Origin of the sequence: Streptomyces sp. NPDC127100 (genome assembly GCF_042724095.1) — a bacterium.
In the GTDB taxonomy this organism is placed as follows: Bacteria; Actinomycetota; Actinomycetes; order Streptomycetales; family Streptomycetaceae; genus Streptomyces.
Genome location: NZ_JBHXFL010000019.1, coordinates 43,046 through 56,138, shown reverse-complemented (window position 1 = coordinate 56,138; position 13,093 = coordinate 43,046). Strand labels below are relative to the sequence as shown.

General features: G+C 73.7%; 13 protein-coding genes. 6 read left to right on the top strand and 7 right to left on the bottom strand.

Going from position 1 to position 13,093, the window contains the following annotated elements; genetic code table 11:
• Positions 1–66 precede the first annotated feature (66 nt).
• Both ACFWJB_RS19115 and ACFWJB_RS19110 read right to left on the bottom strand, forming a co-directional pair.
• On the bottom strand, positions 67–1,635 hold the full coding sequence (locus tag ACFWJB_RS19115; RefSeq protein WP_386923512.1) for a phytoene desaturase family protein: 1,569 nt from the start codon (positions 1,633–1,635) through the stop codon (positions 67–69).
• Between the two features lie 132 nt (positions 1,636–1,767).
• Positions 1,768–2,145, bottom strand: coding sequence for a four-helix bundle copper-binding protein (locus tag ACFWJB_RS19110; protein WP_385472840.1), 378 nt, complete (start codon positions 2,143–2,145; stop codon positions 1,768–1,770).
• A 143-nt stretch (positions 2,146–2,288) separates the two neighbouring features.
• On the opposite strand from ACFWJB_RS19110, the gene ACFWJB_RS19105 reads away from it, so the two are divergent.
• From ACFWJB_RS19105 to ACFWJB_RS19095, 3 genes are all read left to right on the top strand, one after another.
• Complete coding sequence (locus tag ACFWJB_RS19105; protein ID WP_385472843.1) at positions 2,289–2,693, top strand: ChaB family protein; 405 nt, start codon at positions 2,289–2,291, stop codon at positions 2,691–2,693.
• 37 nt (positions 2,694–2,730) lie between these two features.
• Complete coding sequence (locus tag ACFWJB_RS19100) at positions 2,731–3,090, top strand: DUF6479 family protein (RefSeq protein WP_385472846.1); 360 nt, start codon at positions 2,731–2,733, stop codon at positions 3,088–3,090.
• Between the two features lie 175 nt (positions 3,091–3,265).
• Positions 3,266–4,882, top strand: coding sequence for a cytochrome bc complex cytochrome b subunit (locus tag ACFWJB_RS19095; protein ID WP_386923509.1), 1,617 nt, complete (start codon positions 3,266–3,268; stop codon positions 4,880–4,882).
• Here ACFWJB_RS19095 and ACFWJB_RS19090 read toward each other — a convergent pair.
• The 5 genes from ACFWJB_RS19090 to ACFWJB_RS19070 form a co-directional block, all read right to left on the bottom strand.
• On the bottom strand, positions 4,807–5,268 hold the full coding sequence (locus ACFWJB_RS19090) for a cytochrome c oxidase subunit 4 (RefSeq protein ID WP_386923507.1): 462 nt from the start codon (positions 5,266–5,268) through the stop codon (positions 4,807–4,809). The genes ACFWJB_RS19095 and ACFWJB_RS19090 overlap by 76 nt on opposite strands.
• Positions 5,265–6,941: a cytochrome c oxidase subunit I gene (gene ctaD, locus ACFWJB_RS19085; protein WP_386923505.1), complete on the bottom strand. Its 1,677-nt coding sequence runs from the start codon at positions 6,939–6,941 to the stop codon at positions 5,265–5,267. Before ctaD ends, ACFWJB_RS19090 begins: the two co-directional genes overlap by 4 nt.
• Positions 6,942–7,099: 158 nt before the next feature.
• Positions 7,100–7,681 (bottom strand): hypothetical protein, encoded by a 582-nt coding sequence (locus tag ACFWJB_RS19080; RefSeq protein WP_385461617.1) that lies wholly within the window; start codon positions 7,679–7,681, stop codon positions 7,100–7,102.
• Positions 7,678–9,171, bottom strand: a complete 1,494-nt coding sequence (locus ACFWJB_RS19075; RefSeq protein ID WP_386923583.1) for a sensor histidine kinase — start codon at positions 9,169–9,171, stop codon at positions 7,678–7,680. The genes ACFWJB_RS19080 and ACFWJB_RS19075 overlap by 4 nt, the downstream gene beginning before the upstream one ends.
• Positions 9,172–9,182: 11 nt before the next feature.
• Positions 9,183–9,872: a response regulator gene (locus tag ACFWJB_RS19070; RefSeq protein WP_385461620.1), complete on the bottom strand. Its 690-nt coding sequence runs from the start codon at positions 9,870–9,872 to the stop codon at positions 9,183–9,185.
• 114 nt (positions 9,873–9,986) lie between these two features.
• On the opposite strand from ACFWJB_RS19070, the gene ACFWJB_RS19065 reads away from it, so the two are divergent.
• The 3 genes from ACFWJB_RS19065 (at position 9,987) to nrfD (ending at position 13,024) form a co-directional block, all read left to right on the top strand.
• Entirely contained in the window at positions 9,987–10,886 is a 900-nt protein-coding gene (locus ACFWJB_RS19065) for a DUF3152 domain-containing protein (RefSeq protein ID WP_386923503.1), read from the top strand.
• Positions 10,887–11,033: 147 nt separating this feature from the next.
• Positions 11,034–12,014, top strand: a complete 981-nt coding sequence (locus tag ACFWJB_RS19060) for a 4Fe-4S dicluster domain-containing protein (RefSeq protein WP_386923501.1) — start codon at positions 11,034–11,036, stop codon at positions 12,012–12,014.
• On the top strand, positions 12,011–13,024 hold the full coding sequence (nrfD, locus tag ACFWJB_RS19055) for an NrfD/PsrC family molybdoenzyme membrane anchor subunit (protein ID WP_386923499.1): 1,014 nt from the start codon (positions 12,011–12,013) through the stop codon (positions 13,022–13,024). The genes ACFWJB_RS19060 and nrfD overlap by 4 nt, the downstream gene beginning before the upstream one ends.
• The last annotated feature ends 69 nt before the right edge of the window (positions 13,025–13,093 follow it).

Sequence of the window (13,093 nt, the reverse complement as noted above, 5' to 3'; positions counted from 1 at the left end):
CACCTGGTCGTCGGTACGGAATGTCCGTTATGTCGCGGTACCCAGCCCGGCCCGGCGCATGCGCGGTCACCCTCCGGTCCGCTCCAGCACGGCCATCGCGGCGTTGTGTCCCGGCACCCCGCTGACCCCTCCCCCGCGCACCGCCCCCGCCCCGCACAGCAGGACGTTCGCCTGCGCCGTCTCCACACCCCAGCGGCCGGTGCCCTCGGCCGCGTGGGGCCAGGACAGGTCGCGGTGGAAGATGTGGCCGCCGGGCAGCCGGAGGTCGCGCTCCAGGTCCAGCGGCGACCTGGCCTCGATGCAGGGCCGCCCGTCGGCGTCGGTCGCCAGGCAGTCCGCGAGGGGCTCGGCCAGGTGGGCGTCGAGCTGGGCGAGGGTCGACTTCAGCAGTTCCTCGCGGACGGCGTCGTTGTCCCGGGCGAAGAGCCGGGCGGGGGTGTGCAGCCCGAACAGGGTCAGGGTGTGCAGGCCCTGCTCGGCGAGATCGGGGGCGAGGATCGTGGGGTCGGTCAGCGAGTGGCAGTAGATCTCGGAGGGTGGGGCGGCGGGCAGGTCGCCGGCCGCGGCCCGGGCGTACGCGGTGGCCAGCTGCTCGTAGCCCTCCGCGATGTGGAAGGTTCCCGCGAAGGCCTCGCGCGGGTCCACCGCGGGGTCGCGCAGCGCCGGCAGGCGCTTGAGCAGCATGTTCACCTTGAGCTGGGCACCTTCGGCGGGCGGGGGCGCGGCCCGGCCGGTCAGCGCCGCGAGCTCCCGCGGGGAGGCGTTGACCAGGACGTGGCGCGCGGCGGCCACCTCCTCGCCGTCGGCCGACCGGTAGGTGACCTCGGCCTCCCTCCCGTCCGTGTCGACGCGCACCGCCTCGTGCCCGGTGGCGAGCACCGCCCCCGCGGCGCGCGCCGCGTCGGCCAGCGCGTCGGTGAGGGCGCCCATGCCGCCGACCGGAACGTCCCAGGCGCCGGTGCCGCCGCCGATCACGTGGTACAGGAAGCAGCGGTTCTGGCTCAGGTCGGGGTCGTGGGCGTCGGCGAAGGTGCCGATCAGCGCGTCGGTGAGGGCCACGCCCCGCACCAGGTCGTCGTCGAAGTACTCCTCGACGGCGACGCCGATGGGCTCCTCGAACAGGGCCCGCCAGGCGTCCTCGTCGTCGATCCGGCGGCGCAGCTCGTCCCGGGTGGGCAGCGGCTCGGTGAGGGTCGGGAAGACGCGCCGGGCGACGTCGCCGGTCATGCCGTAGAACCGCTGCCAGGCCGCGTACTCCCGCTCCGAGCCGGTGAGCGCTGCGAAGGACTCCCGGGTGCGCCGTTCGCCCCCGCCGACCAGCAGCCCGGTGGGCCGCCCGTCCCTCTGCACCGGCGTGTACGAGGAGACGGTGCGGCCGCGCACCCGGAAGTCGAGGTCCAGGTCCCGCACGATCTTCCGCGGCAGCAGGCTGACCAGGTACGAGTACCGGGACAGCCGCGCGTCGACCCCGGCGAACGGCCGCGTGGACACGGCCGCGCCCCCGGTGTGCGCGAGGCGCTCCAGCACCAGCACGGAGCGCCCGGCCCGGGCCAGGTAGGCGGCGGCGACCAGTCCGTTGTGGCCGCCGCCGACGATGACGGCGTCGTAGGTGCGCGGTGTGCGCGGTGGGGTCATGGCTCTTGGTAGCACGAGGTGATCCCGGGCGGCCAGGGGCGGAAGGCCGGTGGCGGTACCCGTCGAGGCACGCCGCGCCAGGCCGTGACGACGCACGGCCGGGCCGCTCACCCGCGCGGCGCCGGTTCCGTCTCAGCGCAGCGTGGCGAGGAACTCTCCGCAGGCCCGGGCGCAGGCGCGGCACGCCTCGGCGCTGTCCTCGGCGCCCGGCTGCCCGTCGAAGGCGTGCGCGCTCTCCAGGCACACCTGCATGCACCACTCCAGCTGGACGCGGATCGCGGCCTCGTCCACCTGGTTCTGCTCGGACAGCACCCGGCACGTCGCGTCGCACACCTCCGCGCACATGATGCCCTTGCGCCGTACGAGTTCCTGGTGCTCGCCCCCGTCCGGGTCCACCAGACTCGCCCGCAGCGCGCAGGCCCGAGCACACTCGGTACACGCCTGTGCACACGCAAAGCGGTCCTCGAGGAAGCGGAACAGTTCCTGCTGGGAAGTCGTCGTCGATGTCACACCGCGCGGGTTGCCGCCGCGGTCGGCGCCAAACCCGCCGAGGCCCGTGTTCCCAAGGGATCCGGCCCGTTTTCGCCGGTGCGTCGCCGGGCACCCGGCGACGCACCGCAGGCGAGACCCGACGATGCGTGGAGGTGCATGACATGCCGGGACGACAGGAACTGCCGTCGACCCTGGAGCGGTCCCCCGAGGGCGCCCGGCGCACGTGGATCGAGGCCCACGACTCGGCCGTGAAGGAGTACGGCGAGGGTGAACGCGCCCACCGGGTGGCGTACGGGGCGCTCAAGCACACGTACGAGAAGGTCGGCGACCACTGGGAGCGCAAGGAGGGTGGCCGCAAGGGCCCCTCGGACCCGCAGTCGGGACGGCCCCGGCAGCAGGGCGGGCGCAGCGGCGAGGGGGTGGACGAGAAGGCGTCGAAGGAACACCTCTACGGCGTCGCCAAGCGGCTGGACGTGGCGGGGCGGTCGCGGATGTCCAAGGCGGAACTGCTCGCCGCGATCCGGAAGGCGAACCGTTCGCGGACGCGAGCGGCCCGGTCGGACTGAGCTGGTTCGTCCGGTCGGCCGGGGGTACACGCGGTCCATGACTAGCACAAGCATGGACATGGCCGCCGGCTCCGGTGCCGCCGGCGTCTGGCTGGTGGTGGCGGCCGTCGTGGTGGTGGCGGTACTGATCGGCGCCTTCGTCTTCGGAAGCCGCATGAAGCGCAAGGAGCCGCCGCCGCCCCTTCCCGAGGAGCAGCCCCGCATGCCGGACGGCGGACCGGTCCGGGAGGTCCGGGAGAACCGGGAGCCCGAGGAGATGCCCCGAACCGACGACCGGACGCTGCCGCACGAGCTCCGGCACCAGGGCAGCCGCACCGCGTCCGGCCAGGACCGGCCGCGCTGGGGCGAGGGCACCAGTGGTTCGTTCGGCGGTGGCGGCCCGGGCGGCGGACGCTGACCGTCAGCCGTTCCGCTTCCGGGCGGACACCGCTCCCGACGGCCCGTGCACGGTCTCGCCGACCGTGCACGGGCCGTCGGCGTGTCCCCGCACGGCACACCAGGGCGTGACTGTGCGTAACGATGGTGCGACGCACGGCTAGTTTCCGTCGCGGGCACCGGGGAATCCATGCGCCGTGCTGTTGAAGAGGAGAAGGGCCCGCGCCGGCGCGCGGGCCCGCATCGCGGCCGAACGCACCGCCGACTGGGCCGACGGACGCCTGCCCGTGTCCGAGGGCGGGGGCCTGCTGCGCAAGGCCTTCCCCGAGCACTGGTCGTTCCTGCTGGGTGAGATCGCCCTCTACAGCTTCGTGGTCCTGCTGCTGACCGGCGTCTGGCTGACCCTGTTCTTCCATCCGTCGATGACGGAGGTCGTGTACGACGGCTCCTACGAGCCGCTGGCCGGGGTGCGCATGTCGGAGGCGTACCGCTCGACCCTGGACATCGGTTTCGACGTCCGCGGCGGACTGCTGATCCGGCAGCTTCACCACTGGGCGGCCCTGGTCTTCCTGTCGGCCATCGGAGTGCATCTGCTGCGGGTGTTCCTCACGGGCGCGTTCCGCCGCCCGCGTGAGGTCAACTGGCTGATCGGCGTCACGCTGTTCGTGCTCGCGCTCGCCGAGGGCTTCGCCGGCTACTCCCTCCCCGACGACCTGCTGTCCGGGACGGGACTGCGCATCGCGCAGGGCATCATGCTCTCCGTCCCCGTGGTGGGGACGTACGTCAGCATGTTCGTGTTCGGCGGCGAGTATCCCGGCCACGACTTCATCCCGCGTCTGTACTCGGTGCACATCCTGCTGGTCCCGGGACTGCTGCTGGCGCTCGTCACCCTCCACCTCGTCCTGGTCTTCTACCTCAAGCACACCCAGTGGGCGGGCCGGGGCCGCACGGAGCGCAACGCGGTCGGCAAGCCGATGTTCCCGCAGTTCGCGGCGAGTTCGACCGGCCTGTTCCTCATGGTGTCCGGGGTCCTGACGGTGCTCGCGGCGGTGGCGCAGGTCAACCCCATCTGGGCGTACGGCCCCTACCGCACCGACGTCGTCTCGACGGGCTCGCAGCCGGACTGGTACGTCGGCTTCCTGGAGGGCTCGCTGCGCCTGATGCCGCCCTTCGAGACCACGGTGGCCGGTCACACCGTGATGTGGAACGTCCTGGTCCCGGCCGTGCTGCTGCCGACCCTGTTCTTCGCCGTGCTGTACGCGTACCCGTTCGCCGAACAGTGGGTGACGGGCGACCGCCGGGAGCACCATCTGTGCGACCGGCCCCGGGACAGGCCGGTGCGGACCGGTCTCGGGGTCGCCGGGATCGTCTTCTACGCGGTGCTGCTCACCGCGGGCGGCAACGACATCATCGCCTACACGTTCGACCTGTCCCTGAACGTGCTGACGTGGGTGTTCCGGGTCTGCCTGGTGGTGCTGCCGCCGGCCGCCTTCATGGTGACCAAGCGGGTCTGCCTGGCGATGCGGGAGTCGGAGCGCGTCCTGCTGGCCGAGGGCGAGGAGACGGGCGAGCTGCGGCAGACCCTCGCGGGCGGTTACACCGAGAGCCACGCGCCGCTCGACGCCGAAAAGCGGTACGTGCTGCGGTCGAGCGAGGAACCCGAGCCGCTCGCGCGGACCGCGCCCGACGCCGAGGCGCCGCACGTGGGGCGGCTGCGCGCGACGCTCAGCGAGTGGTACTACGGCGACCGGGTGGACGTCGAGGAGCCGGAACGGGAGCCCTCCCCCTCGGGCCCGGGCGACGCGGAGCGCTGAACGCCCCGGCCCGCGTACTGGAACACCAGCCCGCAGACGGCGAGGGCGAGCAGGCCGAAGCCGATCAGGGCGAGCCACAGGCCGAAGACGATGCCGAGCGCGAGGACGACGGCGCCCAGCGCGATCGTGACCGGCCAGGGGCTGTGCGGCGGGAAGAAGTCCAGCGGGCCCGCGGAGTCGGCGACCTCGGCGTCGTCGAGGTCCTGGGCGCGCGGCCCGCGCTTGTGGTGCTGCACGCGGAAGAAGAAGGCGACGAGCGAGGCCATCAGGAACGCGACGGTCAGCGCGGCGGTGCCGGCCGGCTCGGACGACCACCAGCCGTAGAGGACGGCGGTGGCGGCGAAGAAGACGGCCACACCGGTGAACAGACGGGCTTCGGTCCTCAACTCACGTGCCTCTGGTCGTGTCGGGTGATCGCGGGGTGGTGCAGGTCGAACGCCGGGGACTCGGAGCGCACCCGGGGCAGCGCCGTGAAGTTGTGGCGCGGGGGCGGGCAGGACGTGGCCCATTCGAGGGAACGGCCGTAGCCCCAGGGGTCGTCGTGCTCCACCCGGGCGCCGTACTGGTGGGTGCGCCAGACGTTGTAGAGGAACGGCAGCGTGGACAGGCCCAGCAGGAAGGCGCCGACGGAGCTGACGGTGTTGAGCAGGGTGAAGCCGTCCGCGGCCAGGTAGTCGGCGTAGCGGCGCGGCATGCCCCGCTCACCGAGCCAGTGCTGGACGAGGAACGTGGTCTGGAAGCCGACGAAGAGCGTCCAGAAGTGGATCTTCCCCAGGCGTTCGTCGAGGAGTTTGCCGGTGAACTTGGGCCACCAGAAGTAGAAGCCGGCGAACATCGCGAATACGACCGTGCCGAACAGCACGTAGTGCAGGTGGGCGACGATGAAGTACGAGTCCGTCAGCTGGAAGTCCAGCGGCGGCGAGGCGATGAGGACGCCGCTCATGCCGCCGAGCAGGAACGTCACCAGGAAGCCGGCCGACCACAGCATGGGTGTCTCGAAGGACAGCGAGCCGCGGATCATCGTGCCGATCCAGTTGAAGAACTTCACGCCCGTGGGCACCGCGATGAGGAACGACATCACCGAGAAGAACGGCAGGAGCACGGCCCCGGTGGCGAACATGTGGTGGGCCCACACCACCGCGGAGAGCATCGTGATGGCGATGGTGGCGCCGATCAGGGTGACGTAGCCGAAGATCGGCTTGCGGCTGAACACCGGGATGATCTCGGAGACGATGCCGAAGAACGGCAGCGCGACGATGTACACCTCGGGATGCCCGAAGAACCAGAACAGGTGCTGCCACAGCAACGCCCCGCCGTTCGCGGGGTCGAAGATGTGCGCGCCGAGCTTCCGGTCGGCCTCCAGCGCGAACAGGGCCGCCGTGAGCACGGGGAAGGCGGGCAGCACCAGGATCGACGTGAACAGCACGTTCCAGGTGAAGATCGGCATCCGGAACATGGTCATGCCGGGGGCACGCAGACACACGATGGTGGTGATGAAGTTGACCGCGCTGAGCGTGGTCGACACGCCGCTCACCACGAGGCCCATGGTCCACAGGTCACCGCCGGACCCCGGGCTGAACGTGGCGCTGTTCAGCGGTGCGTAGGCGAACCATCCGAAGGAGGCCGCCCCTCCCGGGGTGAGGAACCCGGACACCACCATCAGGCCGCCGAACAGGTACATCCAGTAGGACAGCGCGTTCAGCCGGGGGAACGCCATGTCCGGCGCGCCGATCTGCAGCGGCATGACGGCGTTGGTGAAGCCGGCGAACAGCGGGGTCGCGAACAGCAGCATCATGACGGTGCCGTGCACGGTGAAGAGCTGGTTGTACTGCTCGGCGGAGAACAGCTGCAGGCCCGGGCGGGCGAGTTCGGTGCGCATCAGCATGGCCAGCACGCCGCCGAGGAGGAAGAAGCCGAACGCCGTGGTCATGTACAGGTTGCCGATCACCTTGTGATCGGTCGTCCTCGCCCACCGCGCCAGCGCCCGCCCGAGGGTGCGGTCGGTCCGCTGCCGCGTCGGCGTCCGGCGCGGCGGTTCGGTCGTTTCGTCCACCGCCATGCGGCGGAGGGTACCCAGGCGGCCGAGCGACGGATGCCCGGCCACGCCGCACCGCCGTCGGTCGCCGCGCCGATCGTCCTCCCGGGACGGGTCGGGTGGGCCACCTGGCGGGTACCCCGGCGTCCACGACGGCCTCGGCTCCCGGCCGGCCGGCATGCTCAGCCCACGGGCTCGGCGACGGTGGGAACGGCGGTTTCCAGGCCCGGGCAGTCGTCGCTGGAGCGGCCGGCCAGCCGGCCGCCGGGCTGCTCCACGGTCACCTGTGCACTGCCCAGCTCGGGGTCCTGGTGCAGCCGGGCCCCGGCGACCGTGCAGGCCAGCTGGTCGACGGCGGTGTCGCTCAGCCCGGCGGCGGCCGGCGGGAGTTCGACGGTGACTGTGGCCCCGTCGGTCCGGATGGTGGGGGCGGTGGCGGTGGGCGGCAGGTCGGTCGTGAGCCCCTTCCTCCGTTCCTCCGCGTCCGGTCCCTTGAACAGCATCAGTACCGTGCTGCCGAGCTCCGCCCCGCCGGGCAGGGTGCGGGTGACGGGGACCAGGGCACCGTCGGAGACGAAGTACAGCGGCACCACGGCGGCCGGCACGGCCCGGGTCTCCCTCGGTTCCGGGGTGGCGCCCGGCGGTTCGAGGATGCCGGTGGCGGGCTCGCCCGCCTCGACCACGCCGGTCGCGGGGATGTCGCAGGCGGACAGGGCGAGGGCCGCCGTCAGCAGGGCCGGCAGCGCGCGCCGGACGTTCGTCACCGGTCCTCCTTCGTCGGGGTCCCCGTTCCGTCCGCCGCGCCGTCCTGGCGCAGGGGGAGGACGACCGTGAAGACGGCGCCGCCGTCCGGATGGTTGGCCGCCCGCACGGTGCCGCCGTGCAGGCGGACGTTCTCCGTGGTGATGGCCAGCCCGAGCCCGCTGCCCTCGCTCCGGACCCGGGCGGTGTCCGACTTGTAGAAACGGTCGAAGACGTGCGGCAGGACGCTGTCGGGGATGCCGTCCCCGCTGTCGCGGACCTCGACGACCGCCTGCCGGCCCGTCACGGGATCGTTCCCCTCGCGGAGGTCGAGGCGCACCGGGGGACGCCCGTGGCGGAGGGCGTTCGCGACGAGGTTGGCGACGACGACGTCGAGGCGGCGCGGGTCGACCTGCCCGCGCAGGGCGCCGGGTTCCGGCAGGCCGGTCTCCACCGTGCGGGTCCAGCCGCGGGCGGCGAGGGTGCGCCGTACGGACTCGGCGAGGTCGATGTCGTCGAGGTGGAGGGCGGCCGCGCCCGCGTCGAACCGGGAGATCTCCATCAGGTCGTTCACCAGGCCGGCGAGCTTGGTCGTCTCCTCGCTGATGAGGCGCACGGCCGTCGCGGTGTCCTCGTCCAGGGCGGCCGCGTCCTCGTCCAGCACGTCGGTGACCGCCGTCATCGCCGCCAGCGGGGTGCGCAGCTCGTGCGAGACGTCCGCGGCGAAGCGCCGGGCCCCTGCCTCCATACGCCGCAGTTCCGCCACCGACCCCTCCAGCGCCTCGGCGGTCTCGTTGAAGGTGCGGGAGAGCTCGGCGAGTTCGTCGGTGCCCTGCACCGCGAGGCGGGTGTCGAGCCGTCCCTCGGCGATGCTGCGGGTCGCCCGGCGCAGCTCCCTGACGGGCCGCAGCACCCCGCGCGCGGCCAGCAGGGCGAGGACGACGGCCAGGGCGAGGGCGGGCACGGTGGCGCGTTCCGCGGCGGCGACCAGGGCGTCGACGTATCCCTGTTCCTCGGTCTGGGGCACCGTGAGGTAGACCTCGAGCCCGGACGCCGGCCTCGAGGTGACGTACGGGCCGGCGAAGGTGACGGGCATGCCGACGACCAGGGAGGACCTGCCGTCCCTCGTCACCCGCTGGAAGACCGTGGCGCGGCGCGACCGGACGGCCTCGCGCATCCCCGGGGACAGTTCGGCGAAGGCGTCGCCGGGGACGGAGGTCGCACTCGACGCCCGGTAGGCGGCCAGCACCCGCCAGTTCTGGGACCGGCCGCCGCGCGCCACGTCGGCGGCGAACGACTCGAGATCGGTCCGGTCGGGCGGGAACCGGTAGTTGGGCACCAGGGTGTTCACCCGGTCCCGGAAGTCCTCGATCACCGTGTCCTGGCTCTGCTGGAGGATGCCGGTCCGCGCCTCGCGGAAGGTCAGGGCGCCCGTGGTGACCGTGGCCGCGGCGGCGACGAAGGCGAAGGCCACCACCAGCCGCACCCGCAGTCCGCCCAGCGTGCGCAGCAGCCCGACGGTCCTCACCGGGCACCGAAGCGGTAGCCGAATCCGCGCACGGTGTGGATGTGACGCGGCCGGTCGGCGGGCTCCCCGATCTTGGACCTGAGCCGCTTGACGCAGGCGTCCACGAGCCGCGCGTCCCCGTGGTAGTTGTGCTCCCACACGGCCTCCAGGAGCTGCTGGCGGCTGAAGACCTGGCCGGGCGAGGCGGACAGGGTGAGCAGCAGCCGCAGTTCGGACGGCGCGAGGGCGACGGGCCGCCCCTGGTGGGTGACGGTGAGTCCGGCGCGGTCGATGGTCAGGTCGCCGTGCTGCTCGGGGCGCGGGCCGCCGTGCTCGTCCGGCGGGCCGCCGGCGCGGCGCAGCACCGCCCGGATGCGCGCGTCCAGGACGCGTGCGCGGACGGGCTTGACCACGTAGTCGTCCGCTCCGGCCTCGAGGCCGACGACGACGTCGGCGTCGTCGCCGCGGGCGGTGGCCATGATGATGGGCACCTGGTGGTGGTCGCGGATGCGGCGGCACACCTCCAGGCCGGACATGCCGGGCAGCATCAGGTCGAGGACGACGGCGTCGGGCCGGAACGACCGCAGTTCCCGCAGTCCGTCCTCGCCGGTCGCGGCGGCGGCGACCTCGTGCCCCTGGCGGCGCAGGGCGAGGCGGACGCCCTCCCGGACGGCGCGGTCGTCTTCGATGATCAGGACCCGTGGCATGGGTCTCAGTATGCGTCGGGACGAACGGGTGTTCGCGCACGGGTGGGTGGCTGTTACAGAGCGGTCCACAAGCGGTCCACGGGCGATCACACGGCCGGGGCACGCTGCGTGATCATGAACGCGCACCGATCGACGCCCTCACAGTCCGCCGACAGGGCCCGCCGCCGCCGGCGCGCGGGACGCGCCCGCCGGCGGCGGGGCCGGAAGACACCGGCACTCTGGGCGGGACTCGCGGCCGCCGTCGTGCTGCTGCTCGCCGGGGGGCTGGCCCTGAAGGGCGGTACGTCCGCCCCCGGGCGTCCCGCCGGCGCCGCCGGACCGGTCACGACGGTCGAGGCCCGTCCGCCCGCCGGTGCCCCCTCCCCCGCCGGGCGCCCCGTGCCGGGCACGGCGGCGCAGGAGGAGGAAGAGGTCCGGCCGGAGGACTCCGGGACCCCCGGCCCGATCCCGTCGTCGGGACCGGGGACGTTCGTCACCGCACAGGGTGGTGGCGACCGGGTCGGCGGGAGCGGGCGCACGCTGACCTACGCGGTCCAGGTCGAGGACGGCATCGGGCTGCCGGCGGGGGACGTCGCCGCGGAGGTCGAGCGGATCCTCGCCGACGACCGGGGCTGGACGGCCGACGGCGAGGTGGGCTTCCGCCGCGTGTCCGGCGGCGCGTCCGACTTCCGGGTGCGCCTCGCCACGGCGGGGACGGTGGACGACATCTGCGGCAGGTACGGCCTGGACACCGGCGGCGAGGTCAACTGCAACGTCGGCCAGGACGTCATGGTCAACCTCAAGCGGTGGCTGCTGGCGACGCAGTACTACGCGGACGACGTGACGTCGTACCGGGCGCTCATCGTCAACCACGAGGTCGGGCACTTCCTGGGCCACGGCCACGAGGGGTGCCCCGGCCCCGGGCGGCCCGCCCCGGTGATGATGCAGCAGATCAAGGGGCTGCACGGCTGCACCACCAACGTCTGGCCCTACGACGAGGCCGGCAGGCCGGTCACCGGCCCCGGCGTCGGCTGAGTCGACGTCCCCCGCCGGCCCGCGCGAGCCACCGCCGGCCGCTTCGGGCGCGCGCCCCGCGGGCACCCGTGGCAGGCTCCGGATGAGGACGGGTCCCCCGGCCGGGGAACCGGACGTCACGGGCGACAGGGGCGTGGAGGTACGGGCATGACCGAACAGAGCGCCGGCGCCGGCGGCCGTACGAAGCACGCCCACCGGCTCTCCGGGCCGGAGCCCGACGTGGCGGCCGCGGCCGGTCATCCGGACCCCCCGCCCCGCGTCGGCTTCTTCACCGACACGTCCGTGTGCATCGGCTGCAAGGCCTGCGAGGTGGCCTGCAAGGAGTGGAACGCCGTCCCCGAGGACGGCCTGCTGTTCACCGGCATGTCCTACGACAACACGCAGGGGCTCGGCGCCGACACCTGGCGGCACGTCGCCTTCGTCGAACAGCGCAAGCCGCTCGGCGGCCAGGAGCCGGGGATCGGTCACGGGAGCGTGGACGTCTTCGAGGCCGCGCGGAGTCTCGGGCCCCCCGAGGCGGCGACGGTGACCGCCCCGCCCGTGGCACCGGACGGGCGCACCGAGCTGCGCTGGCTCATGGCCTCCGACGTGTGCAAGCACTGCACCCACGCCGCGTGCCTGGACGTGTGCCCCACCGGGTCCCTGTTCCGCACCGAGTTCGGCACGGTCGTCGTGCAGGAGGACATCTGCAACGGCTGCGGCTACTGCGTCCCCGCCTGCCCCTACGGCGTCATCGACCAGCGCCGGGACGACGGACGGGCCTGGAAGTGCACGCTGTGCTACGACCGGCTCGGCGTGGGCATGGAACCGGCCTGCGCCAAGGCGTGCCCGACCGACTCCATCCAGTTCGGCCCGCTGGACGAACTGCGGGAGCGGGCGGCGTCGCGGGTAGCGCGACTGCACGCGGCCGGCGTGACCGACGCCCGGCTGTACGGGGAGAGTCCGGACGACGGGGTCGGTGGCGACGGCGCCTTCTTCCTGCTGCTGGACGAGCCGGAGGTGTACGGGCTGCCGCCCGACCCGGTGGTCACCACCCGGGACCTGCCCTCGATGTGGCGGCACGCGGCGGTGGCCGCCGCCTCGCTCGCCGCGCTCGCCGCCGCCGGTTTCGCCGGGAGGTCCCGATGAGCGGTTCGGACGTCACGCGCGACGGGGTCAGGGGCGCGCGGCCCGGCCGGGACGCCCCGACGGGAGCGCACGCCGGACGCCGCCGGCGCCGCCGTGGGCGCGGCGAGCAACCGGTGGTGCCGGACGCCGAGTTCTCCTCGTACTACGGCAGACCGGTGCTGAACGAGCCGAGCTGGGCGGCCCTGGACATCGCGGGCTACCTCTGGCTGGGCGGGCTCGCGGGCGCCTCGTCGCCGCTGGCGGCCGGCGCGCACGCCACGGGGCGTCCCGCCCTGGCGCGGACGGCGAAGCTGGGAGCGGCGGGCGCCGTCTCGCTGTCGCTGGCCGCGCTGGTCCACGACCTGGGCAGGCCCGCCCGTTTCCTCAACATGCTCCGCGTGTTCAAGCCCACCTCGCCGATGAACGTGGGGTCCTGGCTGCTGGCCGGATACGCACCGCTCGCCCTGGCCGCCGCGGCCGCCGACGTGACGGGCCGCTTCCGGCCCGCCGGGGCCGTCGCCACTGCGGCGGCCTCCGTGCTCGGCCCGGCGGTCGCCACGTACACCGCCGTGCTGCTGTCGGACACCGCGGTGCCCTCCTGGCACGGCGGCTACCGGGAGCTGCCGTTCGTCTTCGCCGGTTCCGCGGCGACCGCGGCGGCGGGGCTGGCGCTGACCTCCGTGCCGTCGGCGCAGACGGGGCCCGCGCGCCGCACGGCGGTGCTGGGGGCGGCCCTGGAGCTGGGGGCGTTCCGGCTGATGAAGCGGCGGATGGGACTGGTGGCCGAGCCCCTCGAGCGGGGCAGGGCGGGCCGGCTGCTGCGCGGGGCGGAGGCGCTGACGGCGGGCGGCGCGGTCCTCGCCGTCGTGGCGGGCCGGCGCCGCGGCGCGGCCGCGCCGGCCGGGATCGCGCTGCTGGCGGGTTCGGCGGCCCTGCGGTTCGGGGTGTTCCACGCGGGCGTGGCTTCCGCCCGGGATCCGAAGTACACCGTCGTTCCGCAGCGGGAGCGGCTGGAGGCCCGCACGGACTGACCGGTCCGCGCGGGCCGCGGTCCGCCGGACGACAGGAGCATGAGACTGGACCGCCGGAACCGGGACACC

What these genes read in the sequence shown, in the direction of transcription:
- ACFWJB_RS19115 (WP_386923512.1), bottom strand. Translation starts at nt 1,635, where the DNA reads ATGACCCCACCGCGCACACCGCGCACCTACGACGCCGTCATCGTCGGC.
- ACFWJB_RS19105 (WP_385472843.1), top strand. Translation starts at nt 2,289, where the DNA reads ATGCCGGGACGACAGGAACTGCCGTCGACCCTGGAGCGGTCCCCCGAG.
- ACFWJB_RS19100 (WP_385472846.1), top strand. Translation starts at nt 2,731, where the DNA reads ATGACTAGCACAAGCATGGACATGGCCGCCGGCTCCGGTGCCGCCGGC.
- ctaD (WP_386923505.1), bottom strand. Translation starts at nt 6,941, where the DNA reads ATGGCGGTGGACGAAACGACCGAACCGCCGCGCCGGACGCCGACGCGG.
- ACFWJB_RS19070 (WP_385461620.1), bottom strand. Translation starts at nt 9,872, where the DNA reads ATGCCACGGGTCCTGATCATCGAAGACGACCGCGCCGTCCGGGAGGGC.
- ACFWJB_RS19065 (WP_386923503.1), top strand. Translation starts at nt 9,987, where the DNA reads ATGAACGCGCACCGATCGACGCCCTCACAGTCCGCCGACAGGGCCCGC.
- ACFWJB_RS19060 (WP_386923501.1), top strand. Translation starts at nt 11,034, where the DNA reads ATGACCGAACAGAGCGCCGGCGCCGGCGGCCGTACGAAGCACGCCCAC.
- nrfD (WP_386923499.1), top strand. Translation starts at nt 12,011, where the DNA reads ATGAGCGGTTCGGACGTCACGCGCGACGGGGTCAGGGGCGCGCGGCCC.